This window comes from Micromonospora inositola (assembly GCF_900090285.1).
Classification (GTDB): domain Bacteria; phylum Actinomycetota; class Actinomycetes; order Mycobacteriales; family Micromonosporaceae; genus Micromonospora; species Micromonospora inositola.
This window is the reverse complement of record NZ_LT607754.1, coordinates 342,878-357,705: the sequence shown is the minus strand read 5'-3', so window position 1 is coordinate 357,705 and position 14,828 is coordinate 342,878. Positions and strand designations below refer to the sequence as shown.

The following is a 14,828-nucleotide window of genomic DNA, read 5'->3' as shown; positions in this document are numbered from 1 at the left end:
ACGAGGGGCGGGCCTTCGTGTGTCGCTGGTCCCGAACGGCTGCCGGGTCAGGACCGCAGGCCGTTGCGGCGCAGCACCACGTCGCCGATGACGAGGGCCAGCAGCAGCACGGCGATTCCGGCCAGCCAGATGTCCTCGACCTTGCCCTCGTGGTTGCCGCACAGCATCGCCAGCAGCGCCAGCGCGGAGACCACCGCGCCGATCCGTCCGGACTTGCGGTGCCCGGGCTTGTGCTGATCTGGCGCGGTTACCGGCTCGCTTCCTGCCACTGTCGGTCCTTCCCTCGCGATCGGATCTCCGGTTAGTCTGGCACGCCCCGTGCCGGGCCCGGCGCAGGGTCCGACCTGTATGGGGGACGGCATGAGCCGCGAGGACGACCGTGAGCTGTACGAGCGGGCGCGGCAGGCCTGGGAGGCCGAGGACTGGCCGGTCGCCGGGGAGCTGTGGGAGCGCCTCGTGCGCCGGTATCCGGACATCCCGGCGGCCGCGGCGTGGTGGTACAACGCGGCGCTGGCCCACAAGTTCCTGCGCAACTGGGCGAAGGCGTACGAGCTGGGCCGGGAGGCGGCGGCGCGGGCGGAACGGGGCAGCCAGGATCCGGCGTTCTGGAACCTGGGCATCGCGGCCACGATCATGGAGGACTGGGCCACCGCCCGAGACGCCTGGCGAGGCTTCGGCCTGACCGTGCCCGACGGGGAGGGCGAGATCGTGGCGGACTTCGGGGCCACCCCGGTCCGGCTGAACCCGCAGGCCGGCGGGGAGGTGGTCTGGGCGCTGCGGCTCTGTCCGACCCGGGCCCGGGTGCTGAGCGTCCCCACCCCGGGGTCGGGCCGCCGGTTCGGCGAGGTGGTGGTGCACGACGGGGCGCCCAACGGCGAGCGGGAGGTCGACGGGCGGGCGTACCCGGTCTTCGACGAGCTGCTGCTGTTCCGGGCCTCCGAGCTGCCCACTACCAGCGTCGAGGTCACCGCCCGCACGCCGGCGGACGTCCGGGCCCTGGCGGACCTGTTCGACGAGCGCGGGTACGCGGCCGAGCCGGTCAGCGGCGTCCGGACGATCTGCGCGTGTTGCAGCGAGGGGAGCGTCAGCCAGGATCGCGACCACCAGGTCGCCGGCGGGCAGCGGGTGCACCTGGCCGCCCCGGTCGACGAGATCCCCGCGCTGCTGGAGGGCTGGCGCGCCGCCGCGCCGGAGCGGCGGAGCTGGACCGGCCACGTCGAGGGTTGACCCCGCCCGGGCCGTTGGACCCCTCTCCGGCCGGGCGATCGGCACTACCGGCGTCGCGGGTCGGCGACCACACTGCCTCCGGTAGCGTCTTGACGTACACCTTGATTGTCTTTTTGAGGGGGACTGCGGTGCGAGTGACCGGTACGGGACATGCCAGCATGCGGATCGACACGGCCGCGGGCAGCATCCTGTGCGACCCGTGGGTCAATCCGGCCTACTTCGCCTCGTGGTTCCCTTTCCCGGACAATTCACTGCTGGACTGGGACGCGCTGGGCCAGGTCGACTACCTGTACGTCTCGCACCTGCACCGCGACCACTTCGACGCCAAGAACCTGCGGGACCACATCTCGAAGGACGCCACGGTCCTGCTTCCCGAGTTCCCCACCTCGGAGATGGAGGACGAGCTGCGGGAACTCGGCTTCACGAAGTTCCTGAAGGCGCCGAACGAGCAGGTCGTGGAGCTGCCCGGCGGCCTGAAGATCATGATCCAGGCGCTGACCAGCCCGACCGACGGCCCGATCGGCGACTCCTCGCTGTGGGTGGAGTACGACGGGGTCCGGCTGCTGAACCAGAACGACGCCCGCCCGACCGACCTGAGCGTCTTCGCCGAGCTGGGCCACGTGCACGCGCACCTGCTCCAGTTCTCCGGCGCGATCTGGTACCCGATGGTCTACGAGCTGCCGCAGGCGGCGAAGACCGCGTTCGGCAAGCAGAAGCGGGACCGGCAGTTCGACCGCACCTGGCGCTACATCGACGACCTGAAGGCCGACCACGTCTTTCCGATCGCCGGCCCGCCCTGCTTCCTGGACGACGCGTTGTGGCAGTTCAACGACATCCACGGCGACGAGGGCAACATCTTCCCCGACCAGTCGGTGTTCCTGGAGGAGTACGCGAAGGTCGGTGGCACCAACGGCATCGTGCTGCTGCCGGGCAGCGTCAGCGAGATCACCACCGAGGGCGCGACCACCACCCACCCGGTGCCGGTGGAGGAGTTCTTCGCCGACAAGGTGGCCCACCTGGAGGAGATGCGGGAGCGCAAGCGCCCGGTCATCGAGGCGGAGAAGGCGTCCTGGCGGCACCCCGAGGTGGACGTGCTCGGCGAGATGAAGCGCCGGATCGAGCCGCTGCTGGACGAGTCGATCTATCTGGCCAAGGGGGTCGGCGGCCCGGTCCGCTTCGACCTGGTGGGCTACGACGGAGAATCGGTCGAGTCGATCGTGGTGGACTTCCCGGGCAAGGAGGTCCGGCCGTACGCGGACGAGAAGGTCCGCTACCGCTTCCGGACCGATCGGGCGCTGATCGAGCACCTGCTGCACGTCGGCGAGGTGGACTGGGTCAACTCGCTCTTCCTGTCCTGCCGCTTCTCGGCGGCCCGGATCGGCCAGTACAACGAGTTCGTCTACGCGTTCTTCAAGTGCCTGTCCGAGGAGCGCCTCCAGTACGCCGAGGGCTGGTACGACGAGCACGGGCGGGCCGTAGACGCGGAGGACATCACGCTGGACGGCTGGGTGGTGCAGCGTCGCTGCCCGCACCTGAAGGCCGACCTGAGCCGGTTCGGCATCGTGGAGGGCGACCAGCTCACCTGCCAGCTGCACGGCTGGAAGTTCGACATGCCCAGCGGTCGCTGCCTGACCAGCGTCGGCCACAAGATCCGCGCCCACCGCGCCGACGAGCAGACGCCCGCTCCCGCCGGTGAGGCGCTCAGCTGACGACCGGCACCGACCGGACACCAGCGAGAGCGGGGCGGGCGTGACAGGGGCAGACGACAAAGAGCGGGAGTACCGGTACAGGCGCGACCGGGAGATGGCCCGGGACGCCTCCCGGGTGGAGGCGATCAGCGACGGGATCTTCGCGGTCGTGCTGACGGTGATGGCCGTCGAGCTGCTCCAGTACGGACCCGCCCGGGCGAGCGGGAAGGCGCTTCCCGACGCCCTCGCCCAGGCCTGGCCGTCCTACCTGGCGTACGTGATCACCTTCGCGATCGTCGGCCACATCTGGCTCGCCCACCACAACATGTGGCGGTACGTGGTCCGGGTCGACCAGACGATGCTGGTGTTCAACCTGCTCCTGCTGCTCTTCGTCGCCGCGATCCCGTTCACCGCCGACCTGCTCTCGGACAACCTGCGCAGTGGCGTGACCGAGCAGCGGCTGACCGCTGTCCTCTACGTCGGCACCATGCTGGGTGAGGCACTCTTCTTCAACCTGAGCTGGTGGTGGGCGCGCCGGCGCCGGCTGCTCCACCCCGACCTGGATCCCCGGCTGGCCCGGGCGGTTTCGCGGCGGTTCATGCTGCGCCCACTGCTGTACCTGATCGCCTTCGCCTTCGTCTTCGTCGATCCGATCCTCAGCCTTTTCCTCTACCTCGCGTTCGTCGGCCTCTTCCTCATCCGCGGCCCCGGCAACCTCCCCGGGTCCTCCAGGGCGGCATAGATTCCGCGAAGATCGTGGGGGAGAGCGGGGTGGGGGTCAGCGGCCGAGGTCGGTGAGGATGCGGCGGGCGGCGTTGTGGCCGGCGGCGCCGATGACGCTGCCGGCGTAGACGCCGTCGACACCCGTCGCGTACGGCATGCGGTCGGTGAACGAGACGGACCTGGACCGGATCTACGACATCTACTCCCGGGACGAGGTGATGCGCTGGCTGGGCGGCGGATCGGGGCGGATGACCGACCCGGCGCAGGCGGCCGAGCGGGTCCGGTCCTGGCGGGACCGGTACGCCCCGTACCGCGACCGGTACGGCCTCTGGGCGATCGAGCCGCGCGCCACCGGCCGGGCGGCGGGCAGCGTGCTGCTCAAGCCGCTGCCGGGCCGTGACGGCGTCACCCCCACCGACGACATCGAGATCGGCTGGCACCTGCACCCCGACTCCTGGGGGCACGGCTACGCCACCGAGGCGGCCCGGGCGGTGCTCGACCGGGAGTTCGCCGGCGGCGCCCGGCAGGTCTACGCGGTGGTGATGGCGGGCAACGAGGCGTCGACGGCGGTGGCCCGCCGGCTCGGCATGACCCATCTCGGCGTCCGCACCGGCTGGTACGCCGGCGCCGAACTGGAGACCTTCGTTCTCAGCCGTCCCGACTGACCGGTTCCGCCGCGCGCCCATGCCTGGAACAGGGGGTGTGCAGGCGAGCTGCGGCCCTATCGTCGGCGCCGTGCTGATCCGCTTCGACGCCGCCCCCGATCGGGTCCGCTTCACCGCCCGTACCGGCGGCACCTGCGCCAGTTGTTCCTGCCGTACCGGGGCACCGGCCTCGAAGCCAACCTGGTGGAACTGGTGTTCCTGCCGACCTACGCGTCCCGGCTGAACTGGATCGAAGCCGAGTTCGCCGCAGTGCGCTACTTCGCGCTCAACGGCACCGACCACCGCAGCCACGCCGAGCAGGACGCCGCCATCGGCGACTACATCCGCTGGCGCAACCACCGCGCCAAACCGAAATCCGGATTCACCACCGGATCCAAAATCCGCCACCCGGATTACCCGTTCAAGGCTGCATGACGAGGCACTAGTTCGCGGCGCTGCGGGTCTAGGGGTAGCGGTCCAGGATCGGACAGACCTGTCGAGGTGACCGGCCGACGGCGGTGCGCGCGGTCGGGACGGCCATAATCGACGCGCCTGGCGAACTCGTCAATCAGGATCGGAGCGACCATGACCCTGCCGACACCGCCCAAGAGCGGCCCCGCGCCGAGCGGCGTCCCAGATCGTGCGCGCGTCGTCGTGGTGGGCGGCGGGATCATCGGGACCTCCGTCGCGTACCACCTCGCCCACCTCGGGTGGACCGACGTGGTGCTGCTCGAACGCGACCAACTGACGTCCGGCACCACATGGCACGCGGCCGGGCTGATGGTCACGTTCGGCTCGACGTCCGAGACCTCCACCGAGATGCGCAGGTACACCCGCGACCTGTACGCCCGACTCGAGGCCGAGACCGGGCTCGCCACCGGGTTGAAGCAAGTCGGCTTCATCGAACTCGCGACCGAACCGGGCCGCTTGGAGGAATACCGCCGCGTCTCGGCCTTCAACCGGTACTGCGGAGTCGACGTTCACGAGATCTCGCCGGGCGAGGTCAAGAAGCTGTTCCCCCTCGCCCGCACGGACGACCTGCTCGCCGGCTTCTACGTGCCGCAGGACGGCCGGGCGAACCCTGTGGACGTCACGATGTCGCTCGCCAAGGGCGCCCGGATGAAGGGGGTGAAGATCTTGGAGGGCGTCCCGGCCACGGGCGTGCTGCGGCGGGGCGGCGCGGTGACAGGCGTACGGACGCCGTACGGCGATATCGAGGCCGAGTACGTCGTCAACTGCGCGGGCATGTGGGCCCGCCAGCTCGGCGCGGCTGCGGGCGTGAACATCCCGCTGCAGGCGGCCGAGCACTACTACCTGATCACCGAGCCCGTCGAGGGCGTCGACGGATCCCTGCCCGTACTCGAAGACCCGGCGTCGTACGGCTACTTCCGCGAGGAGGGCGGCGGGCTGATGCTCGGGCTCTTCGAGACCGTCTGCGCGCCCTGGAAGATCGAGGGCATCCCCGACAACTTCTCGTTCGGGGAGCTACCGCCCGACTGGGACCGGATGGCGCCATACCTGGAAAAGGCGATGGAGCGGATCCCGGTCTCGATGGAGGTGGGCGTCCGCAAGTTCTTCTGCGGGCCCGAGAGCTTCACCCCCGACCTGCAGCCGATCGTCGGCGAGGCGCCCGAGCTGAAGAACTATTTCGTGGCGGCCGGGCTGAACTCCATCGGCATCCTGACGGGGGGCGGGATCGGTCGCGCACTCGCCCACTGGATCGTCGACGGCCGACCGGACATCGACGTCACCGGCATCAACATCGACCGGCTGCACGCCTACCAGAGCAACCCGGAGTACCGGGCGACGCGCACGGTCGAGTCGCTCGGCATGGTCTACCAGTGCCACTACCCGGGCCGCTCGATGCAGACCGCTCGCAATGCGAAGCTCTCCCCGCTGCACCACCGGCTCGTCGAGCAGCGCGCGTACTTCAAGGACGTGAGCGGTTGGGAGGGTGCCGACTGGTACGCGCCCGAGGGTGTCGAGCCGAAGGTCGATGCGCTGTCGTGGGGGCGGCAGAACTGGTTCCCGTACTGGGAGGCCGAGCACCGCGCCGCCCGCGAAGGCGTGATCCTCATGGACATGTCGTTCATGTCGAAGTTCCTCGTGCAGGGACGCGACGCTGGACGCGAACTCGAGCGCATCTCCGCCAACCGCGTCGACGGCGAGGCGGGCGTCATCACCTACACGCAGTGGCTCAACGAGGGCGGGACGCTCGAGGCCGACCTCACGGTTACCAAGCTCGGGGACGACCGGTTCTGGGTCGTTGCCTCGGACACGGCGCACCGGCACGTCGAAGCGAGGATGCGCCGCCACTTCGGGGACGCGCACGCGTTCGTCACCGACGTCTCGGGTGGCTACGCGCAGATCAACATCCAGGGACCGCGCTCGCGGGAACTGCTGGCGTCGGTGACGACGCAGGACATGTCCAACGAGGCGTTCCCGTTCCGCACGGCGCGCGAGATCGACCTCGGGTTCGCCCGCGTGCTCTGCATCCGCATCACCTACCTCGGCGAACTGGGGTATGAGCTCTACATCCCCGCCGAGCAGGCCGTGCACGTCTACGACCGGCTCGTCGAGGCGGGCCGGGCGGTGGGTCTGCGGCATGCCGGGCTCAAGGCGCTGTCGAGTCTGCGGATGGAGAAGGGCTACCGGGACTACGGGCACGACATCGACAACACCGACTCAGTCCTCGAAGCCGGTCTTGGCTTCGCAGTCGCGCTCGACAAGCCGGGCGGCTTCATCGGCCGCGAGGCCGTGCTGGCCAAGAAGGCCGAGGGGCCGCTCACCCGCCGGCTCGTGCAGGTGCTGGTCACCGACCCCGAACCGTTGATGTTCCACGCCGAGGTCGTGCGCCGCAACGGCACGCCGGTCGGCTACATCCGGGCGGCCTCGTACGGCTTCTCGCTGGGTGGGGCGGTCGGCCTCGCGATGGTTGACGCACGCCAGCCGCTCGATCAGGCGTGGATCGATTCCGGCAAGTGGACCGTCGAGATCGGCGCCTCGACCTACCCGGCCGTGGTCTCGCTGCGACCGCTCTACGATCCCGCCAACGAACGGATAAAGATGTGAGGGGTAGGAGTATCCACCGATCTCATCGAGCTCTATCTCATCCACCCTGGGCATGACCGTAATCTTGAGCCAGGTTCTTGACGCGGGACAGGCCGACGCATCAGTCTTTGACACGCTCGGCGAACAGGTTGATCGATTCGGGCTCGTACATCACGCGGGTGGTCGGGCGTCCGAAGGCCGATGCCTGGAAGAGCCGATCCAGGTCCTCCTCAGTCCGATGGACGAGCCGCCAGTCCAGCACGTGGTCCATCAGCGCCTTGGTCCCGTTGCGCAGATGGAAGTTGCCGACGATGAGGCGCCCACCGGGCCGCATCGTTGGGTCGGCGTGACGACGCGTGGACCGCACGAGCAGCGCTCGACCTGTTGCCGGAGAACACGGCCCGCGCGTGGAGGTGCTGCGTGGCTGCGTCGTGGTCACGCCCGGATGCGGGCCCGACCGGCGGGTGGTGCAACGGGAGCTCGCCTATCGCCTCCGGCAGGCGGTCGAACGGCGATTGACATCTCATCGGCGGTCCTGCTCGGCGAGATCGTGTCGCCGGCCGACCACCGCAGCGGTGTGATCGACCGGCGTCGCGAGTACGCCGCGGCCGGGGTTCCCTTCTTCCTCCGGGTCGACCTGCGTAACCGGGTTCCTGTGCTGGCCCTCCACGAGCTGGTCGAGGGGGAGTACCAGGCGCTCTCCGCCGCAGCCGCCGGCACCACCTTCGTCATGCGGCAGCCGTTCGTGTTCACGGTCGACCCGGCCGATCTGCTCGACGAGGAGGCGCCGGTGGAGGAACCGGACAGCGGGGGGTGAGGCTCCCAGCGGGCGTTCAGCACCGTTGGGGAAGAATGGCCGGGTGACCTCTCCCCGCGACCTCGTCCTGCTCGGGTCCACCGGCTCGATCGGTACCCAGGCCATCGACATCGTCCGGCGCAACCCCGACCGGTTCCGGGTGGTCGCGCTCGGCGCGGGCGGCGGCAACGTCGAGCTGCTCGCCGCGCAGGCCCTCGAACTGGGCGTGGAGGCGGTCGGGGTGGCGAAGGCGTCCGCCGCGCAGGACCTCCAGCTCGCCTTCTACGCCGAGGCGAGCCGGCGCGGCTGGGCCACCGGCGACTTCAAGCTCCCCAAGATCGTGGCCGGCCCGGACGCGATGACCGAGCTGGCCGGGTGGCCGTGCGACGTGGTGCTCAACGGGGTGGTCGGCTCGCTGGGGCTGGCGCCGACCCTGGCGGCGCTGCGCGCCGGTCGTACCCTCGCCCTGGCGAACAAGGAGTCGCTGGTGGCCGGCGGCCCGCTGGTGAAGGCGGCGGTGACGCGGCCGGGGCAGATCGTTCCCGTCGACTCTGAGCACTCGGCGCTGGCGCAGTGCCTGCGCGGTGGCACCCGCGGCGAGGTGCGGCGCCTGGTGGTGACCGCCAGCGGCGGCCCGTTCCGGGGTCGGCGCCGGGACGAGTTGACCGAGGTCACGCCCGCGCAGGCGCTGGCCCACCCGACCTGGAACATGGGGCCGGTCGTCACGATCAACTCCGCCACCATGGTCAACAAGGCGCTGGAGGTGATCGAGGCGCACGAGCTGTTCGACGTGCCCTACGCCGACATCGAGGTGATGGTCCACCCGCAGTCGGTGATCCACTCGATGGTCGAGTTCACCGACGGCTCCACCCTCGCGCAGGCCAGCCCGCCGGACATGCGGCTGCCCATCGCGCTCGGGATCGGCTGGCCCGACCGGGTGCCGGGGGCCGCCGCCGCGGTCGACTGGACGAAGAGCCATACCTGGGAGTTCTTCCCGCTGGACGACACCGCGTTCCCGGCGGTCGCGCTGGCCAAGGCGGCCGGGGCGGCCGGGCGCTGCCGGCCGGCGATCTACAACGCGGCGAACGAGGAGTGCGTCGAGGCGTTCGTGGCCGGGCGGCTGCCGTTCCTCGGCATCGTCGACACCCTCCGGCGGGTGTTGGAGGACGCTCCGGACTTCGACGAACCAGGTACCGTCGAGGACGTGCTCGCCGCCGAGTCGTGGGCACGGGCGCACGCCCAGGAGATCATCGTCGGGTCGGTGGAAGGAGCTTGATGGCAAACCTGCTCGGGGTGATCCTCTTCGCCGTGTTCATCCTCGTCTCGGTGAGCCTGCACGAGGCGGGGCACATGCTCACCGCCAAGGCGTTCGGGATGAAGGTCACCCGCTACTTCGTGGGCTTCGGCCCGACCCTGTGGTCGTTCAAGCGGGGTGAGACCGAGTACGGCGTCAAGGGCATCCCGCTCGGCGGCTTCTGCAAGATCGTCGGGATGACCCCGCAGGACGACGACGTCGAACCGGGGGACGAGAAGCGTGCCATGTGGCGCTACCCGGTGTGGAAGCGGACGATCGTGATGTCCGCCGGCTCGATCACCCACTTCGCGCTGGCCCTGGGCGCGCTCTGGATCATGGCGGTCTCGGTGGGCCTGCCGAACCCGAAGGCCCCGACCACCACGGAGGCCTTCAAGGCCGAGCCGGCGGTCATCGCCCTGGCCCCGTGTGTGGTGGTGGAGAACGCCAACCGCGCCTGCCAGGCCGGCGACCCGGCCAGCCCGGCCGCCAAGGCCCAGCTCAAGGAGGGCGACCGGATCACCGCGGTCAACGGGAAGCCGGTCTCCACCTGGGGGCAGATGCTCGACGTGGTCCGCGGCACCACGCCCGGCCTGGCCACCGTCGACTACGTCCGCGACGGCAAGGCCGCCACCGCCACCGTCGACCTCGCCGCCGTGCAGCGCCCGCCGCTGACCGACCCCAAGGGCGCCACCTCGGCGGTCGCCGCGATGGGCGTCGCCCTCCGCCCCACCACGCCGCAGTACATCGAGTACGGGCCGATCGACGCGTTCGGTGCCACCGCCGACTTCACCGGGAGCATGGCGGTGCAGACCGCGCACGCCATGCAGCGCATCCCGCAGAAGGTGCCCGCCCTGTGGAACGCGATCACCGGCGGCGAGCGGGACATGGACACCCCGATCAGCGTTGTCGGCGCCAGCCGGCTCGGCGGCGAGTTCGTGGCGAACGACGCCTGGTACGGGTTCTTCATGCTCTTCGTCTCGCTGAACTTCTTCATCGGCGTGTTCAACCTGCTGCCGCTGCTGCCGCTGGACGGCGGGCACATCGCCATCTCCTGGTTCGAGCGGGCCCGCTCCTGGCTCTACGCCCGGATCGGCCGGGCGGACCCGGGCCGCGTCGACTACCTCAAGCTCATGCCCATCACGTACGCGGTGATCCTGATCGGTGGCGTGTTCACGCTGCTGACCGTCACCGCGGACGTCGTCAACCCGATCACGCTCTTCCCAAGGTGAGTGCCTGAAGTGACCGCTGTCAGTCTCGGTATGCCCCCCGTGCCGCCGCCGCCGCTCGCCCCGCGTCGGGCCAGCCGCCAGATCATGGTCGGCTCGGTACCGGTCGGTGGGGGTGCGCCGGTCTCGGTGCAGTCCATGACCACCACCCTGACCGCCGACGTCAACGCCACGCTCCAGCAGATCGCCGAGCTGACCGCCTCCGGCTGCCAGATCGTCCGGGTCGCCGTGCCCAGCCAGGACGACGTCGAGGCGCTGCCGGCGATCGCGAAGAAGTCGCAGATCCCGGTGATCGCCGACATCCACTTCCAGCCGAAGTACGTCTTCGCCGCGATCGACGCCGGCTGCGCGGCCGTCCGGGTCAACCCGGGCAACATCCGGCAGTTCGACGACAAGGTGAAGGAGATCGCCAGGGCGGCCGGCGACGCCGGGGTGCCGATCCGGATCGGCGTCAACGCCGGCTCGCTGGACAAGCGGCTGCTCGCCAAGTACGGCAAGGCCACCGCCGAGGCGCTGGTCGAGTCGGCGCTCTGGGAGTGCTCGCTCTTCGAGGAGCACGGCTTCCGGGACATCAAGATCTCGGTCAAGCACAACGACCCGGTGGTGATGATCCGGGCGTACCGGCAGCTCGCCGAGCAGTGCGACTACCCGCTGCACCTGGGCGTGACCGAGGCCGGCCCGGCCTTCCAGGGCACCATCAAGTCGGCGGTCGCCTTCGGCGCGCTGCTGGCCGAGGGGATCGGCGACACCATCCGGGTCTCGTTGTCGGCCCCGCCGGTGGAGGAGATCAAGGTCGGCAACGCGATCCTGGAGTCGCTGGGCCTGCGCGAGCGGGGCCTGGAGATCGTCTCATGCCCCTCCTGCGGCCGGGCCCAGGTCGACGTCTACAAGCTGGCCGAGGAGGTCACCGCCGGTCTGGAGGGGCTGCCGGTGCCGCTGCGGGTCGCCGTGATGGGCTGCGTGGTGAACGGCCCGGGTGAGGCCCGCGAGGCCGACCTCGGCGTCGCCTCCGGCAACGGCAAGGGGCAGATCTTCGTCAAGGGCCAGGTTGTCAAGACCGTCCCGGAGGCGCAGATCGTCGAGACGCTGATCGAGGAGGCGCTGCGGATCGCCGACGAGATGGGCGCCGAGATCCCCGAGGAGCTCCGCGACCTGGTCCCCGGTCCCCGGGTCACCGTGCACTGACGTCCCGACGCACCGTCGGAAAGGGCGGCCGTCCCGTGGGGGAGGGCCGCCCTTTTCGCGTACGCGGGTGAGGTGCTCACTCGGATTCGGCGAGGATGGCGTAGAGCTTGCGGCGGGTCTCGTCGAGCACCTGGGCGGCCCGTTCGCGCTGGTCGTCGGTGCCGGTCATCATCACCTGGCGCAGCGCGTTCATCGCCTGCGCGCCGGCGTCCCGGATGTCGTGCCAGCTGTTGACCGTGTTTTCGGCGAACTCCGCCCAGGGCGGGGTCTGCGCCGCCTCGGTGGCCTCGGCGCGCCCGTGGTCGGTGAGGGTGAACCGCTTGCGCCCGCCGCCCGACCCGTCGGTGGCGGCGATGACGCCCTCGTCCTCCAGCAGTTGCAGGGTGGGGTAGATCGAGCCGGGGCTGGGCCGCCAGGCCCCGCCGGTGCGGGAGTCGATCTCCTGGATCATCTCGTAGCCGTGCATCGGCCGCTCGGTGAGCAGGGCCAGCACGGCGCCCCGGACGTTGGGCCGCCGTCCCCGGCCGCGACCGCCTCGGCCGCCTCGCCCGCCGTGACCGTGCGGTCCCGGGGGGAACGGTGGGCCGGGCGGGAACGGGGGGAAGCCGAAGCCGCGCATCCGCGCCTCGTGCATCGCGTGCATCCGTGCGTGGAATCCCATCGGACTCTCCTTCTCTTCGTACTGTCGCTGATGCATCGACGATATATCGGCAATGCATCGCCGACAAGCTGAATCGTGGACGGGTCAGAAAACCGTACGTACGTCTTGCTAAGCTTTCGCCGTGCGCCTGCTTCCCGAACCGGGCCCGGCCCGGACCCTCGCCCTCTCCACCCTGGTCAACACCGTCGGCCGGGGCACCTGGCTGACCGTCAGCGCGCTCTTCCTGACCCGCTCGGTCGGCCTGACCGTGGCCCAGGTCGGCCTCGGCCTCACCATCACCGCGCTGGTCAGCCTGGTGGCCAGCACGCCGATGGGCTATCTCGCCGACCGGTACGGCCCGCGCGGCATCCAGCTCGCCGCGCTGGTCGCCTCCGGCGCCTTCACCGCCGCCCTGGTCGCCGTCCGGTCGTTCCCGACCTTCCTCGTCGTCGGGATGCTGATGGCGGTCGCCGACGCGGCCAGCCGCGGCGCCCGGGGCGCGCTGATCGCCGGGGCCGTCCCCGCCGACCAGCGGGTGCGTACCCGGGCCTGGCTGCGCGCCGTCACCAACGTCGGCATCTCCGTCGGCGCCGTGGTCGCCGGCTTCGGTCTCGCCGCGGACACCCGGGCCGGCTACCTGGCCCTGATCCTGCTCGACTGCGTGACGTACCTGGTCGCGGCGGCGATCCTGCTCCGGCTGCCGGCCGTCCCGCCGGTCCCCGCGCCCACGCACGGCCCGCGGCTGATCGCCCTGCGGGACCGCCCCTTCCTGGCCTTCACGGTGCTCGACGGGCTGCTCTCGATGCACTTCGGGCTGATCAACATCGCTCTGCCGCTGTGGATCGCCGACCACACCGCCGCCCCGAACTGGCTCGTCTCGGGCTGCATGCTGGTCAACACCGTCATCGTGGTGCTCTTCCAGGTGCGCGCCTCGCGCGGCACCGAGGACCTGGCCGGGGCGGCCCGGGCCGCCCGCCGGGCCGGCGCGGTCATCGCGGTCGCCTGCGCGCTCTTCGCCGCGAGCGGGGGTGCGCCGACCCCGGTCGCGGTGGCGCTGCTGCTGGCCGGGGCGTTCGTGCACGTGATCGGCGAGCTGTGGCACGCCGCGGCCGGGTGGGGGATCTCCTTCGGCCTGGCCCCGGCCCACGCCCAAGGGCAGTACCAGGGCGCGTACGGGATGGGCATGCAGCTCGGCGGGATGATCGCGCCGGTGGTGGTGACCACCCTGGCGGTCGGCTGGGGGGTGCCCGGTTGGCTGCTGCTCGGCGCGCTGTTCCTCCTGCTCGGGCTGCTGGTGCCGCCCGTGGTGGCGTGGGCGCGGCGGTCCCGCCCGGCCGAGCCGGCGCCCACGCCGATCCCGGTTGGCTGACCCGGTCATCAGGTCGGCCCGCGCGCCACCGGGCCGATCTGGCAGGCTGGTAGCCGTGCTGACGGTGCCGGTACGGCAACTGGGGGAATCGGAGCGCCGCGCGGTCGAGCGGTTGCTCGACCTCGATCCGTTCGCAGGCGCGCAGGTGGCCGAGCGGGTCGCCGCCCGCGGGCTGGCCTGGTGGCGGGCCGACGGCCGGATCCTGGGCTACGGCGCCCGGCGCAACCTGGAGTCGATCTGCTGGCTGGGCGGCAACCTGACCCCGGTGCTCGCCACGGAGCCGGCGGTCGCCGCCTTCGCCGATCAGCTCGGCACCGAGGAGCGGATCTGCTCGTCGATCGTCGGGCGGGCGGACGCGGTGCTGGGCCTCTGGGACCGCCTCGCCGCGCACTGGGGGCCGGCCCGGGACGTACGCCCCAACCAGCCGCTGCTGGCCACGGACGCGCTGCCCACGGTGGCGGCCGACCCGGCGGTGCGGCGGGTGCGCGGCGGCGAGGTCGACCGGCTCTTCCCGGCGGCGGTGGCCATGTACACCGAGGAGGTCGGGGTGTCGCCGCTGGTTGAGGACGGCGGGCGGGGGTACCGGCGGCGGGTGGCCGACCTGGTCCGCGCGGGCCGCGCGTACGCCCGGTTCGTCGACGGCAAGGTGGTCTTCAAGGCCGAACTGGCCGTGGTGACCCGGCGGACGGCCCAGGTCCAGGGGGTCTGGGTGGCGCCGGAGTGGCGGGGTCGCGGGATCGCCACGCCGGCGATGGCGGCGGTGGTCCGGGACGCGCTGGTCCGGGTCGCGCCGACGGTCAGCCTCTACGTCAACGACTTCAACCTGCCGGCCCGCCGGGTCTACGAGCGCTGCGGTTTCCGGCCGGTCGGCACGCTCGCCACCGTGCTCTTCTGAGCCGGGCATGGCCGGGATCACGTTCCGCTGAATCGCCGAACCGGACGTACGGCGCTACGCTGACCATGTTTTTGTACTGACCGGTCAGTT

15 protein-coding genes are annotated in these 14,828 nt (G+C 71.0%); 12 read left to right on the top strand and 3 right to left on the bottom strand.

The window, feature by feature from the left end; translation table 11 throughout:
• Window positions 1-47 precede the first annotated feature (47 nt).
• Entirely contained in the window at window positions 48-269 is a 222-nt protein-coding gene (locus GA0070613_RS01620; protein ID WP_231929625.1) for a DUF2631 domain-containing protein, read from the bottom strand.
• 91 nt (window positions 270-360) lie between these two features.
• On the opposite strand from GA0070613_RS01620, the gene GA0070613_RS01615 reads away from it, so the two are divergent.
• The 6 genes from GA0070613_RS01615 (at window position 361) to GA0070613_RS01590 (ending at window position 7,354) form a co-directional block, all read left to right on the top strand.
• Window positions 361-1,227, top strand: coding sequence for a hypothetical protein (locus GA0070613_RS01615; protein WP_089015680.1), 867 nt, complete (start codon window positions 361-363; stop codon window positions 1,225-1,227).
• A 128-nt stretch (window positions 1,228-1,355) separates the two neighbouring features.
• A complete protein-coding gene (locus GA0070613_RS01610; protein WP_089010647.1) occupies window positions 1,356-2,936 on the top strand; it encodes a Rieske 2Fe-2S domain-containing protein in 1,581 nt (526 codons plus the stop codon).
• Window positions 2,937-3,030: 94 nt separating this feature from the next.
• On the top strand, window positions 3,031-3,657 hold the full coding sequence (locus tag GA0070613_RS01605) for a TMEM175 family protein (RefSeq protein ID WP_089010646.1): 627 nt from the start codon (window positions 3,031-3,033) through the stop codon (window positions 3,655-3,657).
• A 145-nt stretch (window positions 3,658-3,802) separates the two neighbouring features.
• Window positions 3,803-4,303, top strand: coding sequence for a GNAT family N-acetyltransferase (locus tag GA0070613_RS01600; RefSeq protein WP_331716717.1), 501 nt, complete (start codon window positions 3,803-3,805; stop codon window positions 4,301-4,303).
• A gap of 192 nt (window positions 4,304-4,495) precedes the next feature.
• Window positions 4,496-4,717, top strand: a complete 222-nt coding sequence (locus GA0070613_RS01595) for a transposase (protein ID WP_089015679.1) — start codon at window positions 4,496-4,498, stop codon at window positions 4,715-4,717.
• Between the two features lie 150 nt (window positions 4,718-4,867).
• Entirely contained in the window at window positions 4,868-7,354 is a 2,487-nt protein-coding gene (locus GA0070613_RS01590; RefSeq protein ID WP_089010644.1) for a GcvT family protein, read from the top strand.
• Between the two features lie 100 nt (window positions 7,355-7,454).
• On the opposite strand, the gene GA0070613_RS01585 is transcribed toward GA0070613_RS01590, so the two are convergent.
• Window positions 7,455-7,772: a hypothetical protein gene (locus GA0070613_RS01585; RefSeq protein WP_157746241.1), complete on the bottom strand. Its 318-nt coding sequence runs from the start codon at window positions 7,770-7,772 to the stop codon at window positions 7,455-7,457.
• 138 nt (window positions 7,773-7,910) lie between these two features.
• Between GA0070613_RS01585 and GA0070613_RS01580 the strand changes: the two genes are divergently transcribed.
• From GA0070613_RS01580 to ispG, 4 genes are read left to right on the top strand one after another with little or no spacing between them, the layout of a single operon-like run.
• Window positions 7,911-8,150, top strand: a complete 240-nt coding sequence (locus tag GA0070613_RS01580) for a hypothetical protein (RefSeq protein ID WP_157746240.1) — start codon at window positions 7,911-7,913, stop codon at window positions 8,148-8,150.
• A gap of 43 nt (window positions 8,151-8,193) precedes the next feature.
• Window positions 8,194-9,405: a 1-deoxy-D-xylulose-5-phosphate reductoisomerase gene (gene dxr, locus GA0070613_RS01575; protein ID WP_089010641.1), complete on the top strand. Its 1,212-nt coding sequence runs from the start codon at window positions 8,194-8,196 to the stop codon at window positions 9,403-9,405.
• Entirely contained in the window at window positions 9,405-10,652 is a 1,248-nt protein-coding gene (locus GA0070613_RS01570) for a M50 family metallopeptidase (protein WP_089010640.1), read from the top strand. Before dxr ends, GA0070613_RS01570 begins: the two co-directional genes overlap by 1 nt.
• Window positions 10,653-10,661: 9 nt before the next feature.
• Entirely contained in the window at window positions 10,662-11,834 is a 1,173-nt protein-coding gene (gene ispG, locus GA0070613_RS01565; RefSeq protein ID WP_089010639.1) for a flavodoxin-dependent (E)-4-hydroxy-3-methylbut-2-enyl-diphosphate synthase, read from the top strand.
• 76 nt (window positions 11,835-11,910) lie between these two features.
• On the opposite strand, the gene GA0070613_RS01560 is transcribed toward ispG, so the two are convergent.
• Complete coding sequence (locus tag GA0070613_RS01560) at window positions 11,911-12,495, bottom strand: PadR family transcriptional regulator (protein ID WP_089010638.1); 585 nt, start codon at window positions 12,493-12,495, stop codon at window positions 11,911-11,913.
• A gap of 121 nt (window positions 12,496-12,616) precedes the next feature.
• Here GA0070613_RS01560 and GA0070613_RS01555 point away from each other — a divergent pair, with 121 nt between their 5' ends.
• Together GA0070613_RS01555 and GA0070613_RS01550 are read left to right on the top strand one after the other, a co-directional pair.
• The gene (locus GA0070613_RS01555) at window positions 12,617-13,843 is read left to right on the top strand and encodes an MFS transporter (protein WP_089010637.1); all 1,227 of its coding nucleotides are present in this window, start codon (window positions 12,617-12,619) and stop codon (window positions 13,841-13,843) included.
• Between the two features lie 55 nt (window positions 13,844-13,898).
• Entirely contained in the window at window positions 13,899-14,738 is an 840-nt protein-coding gene (locus GA0070613_RS01550) for a GNAT family N-acetyltransferase (RefSeq protein ID WP_089010636.1), read from the top strand.
• Window positions 14,739-14,828: the final 90 nt, after the last annotated feature.

Bases quoted from the DNA above. Each gene is read 5' to 3' on its own strand.
- GA0070613_RS01560 (WP_089010638.1), bottom strand. From the start codon at position 12,495: ATGGGATTCCACGCACGGATGCACGCGATGCACGAGGCGCGGATGCGC.
- GA0070613_RS01615 (WP_089015680.1), top strand. From the start codon at position 361: ATGAGCCGCGAGGACGACCGTGAGCTGTACGAGCGGGCGCGGCAGGCC.
- GA0070613_RS01605 (WP_089010646.1), top strand. From the start codon at position 3,031: ATGGCCCGGGACGCCTCCCGGGTGGAGGCGATCAGCGACGGGATCTTC.
- GA0070613_RS01570 (WP_089010640.1), top strand. From the start codon at position 9,405: ATGGCAAACCTGCTCGGGGTGATCCTCTTCGCCGTGTTCATCCTCGTC.
- GA0070613_RS01590 (WP_089010644.1), top strand. From the start codon at position 4,868: ATGACCCTGCCGACACCGCCCAAGAGCGGCCCCGCGCCGAGCGGCGTC.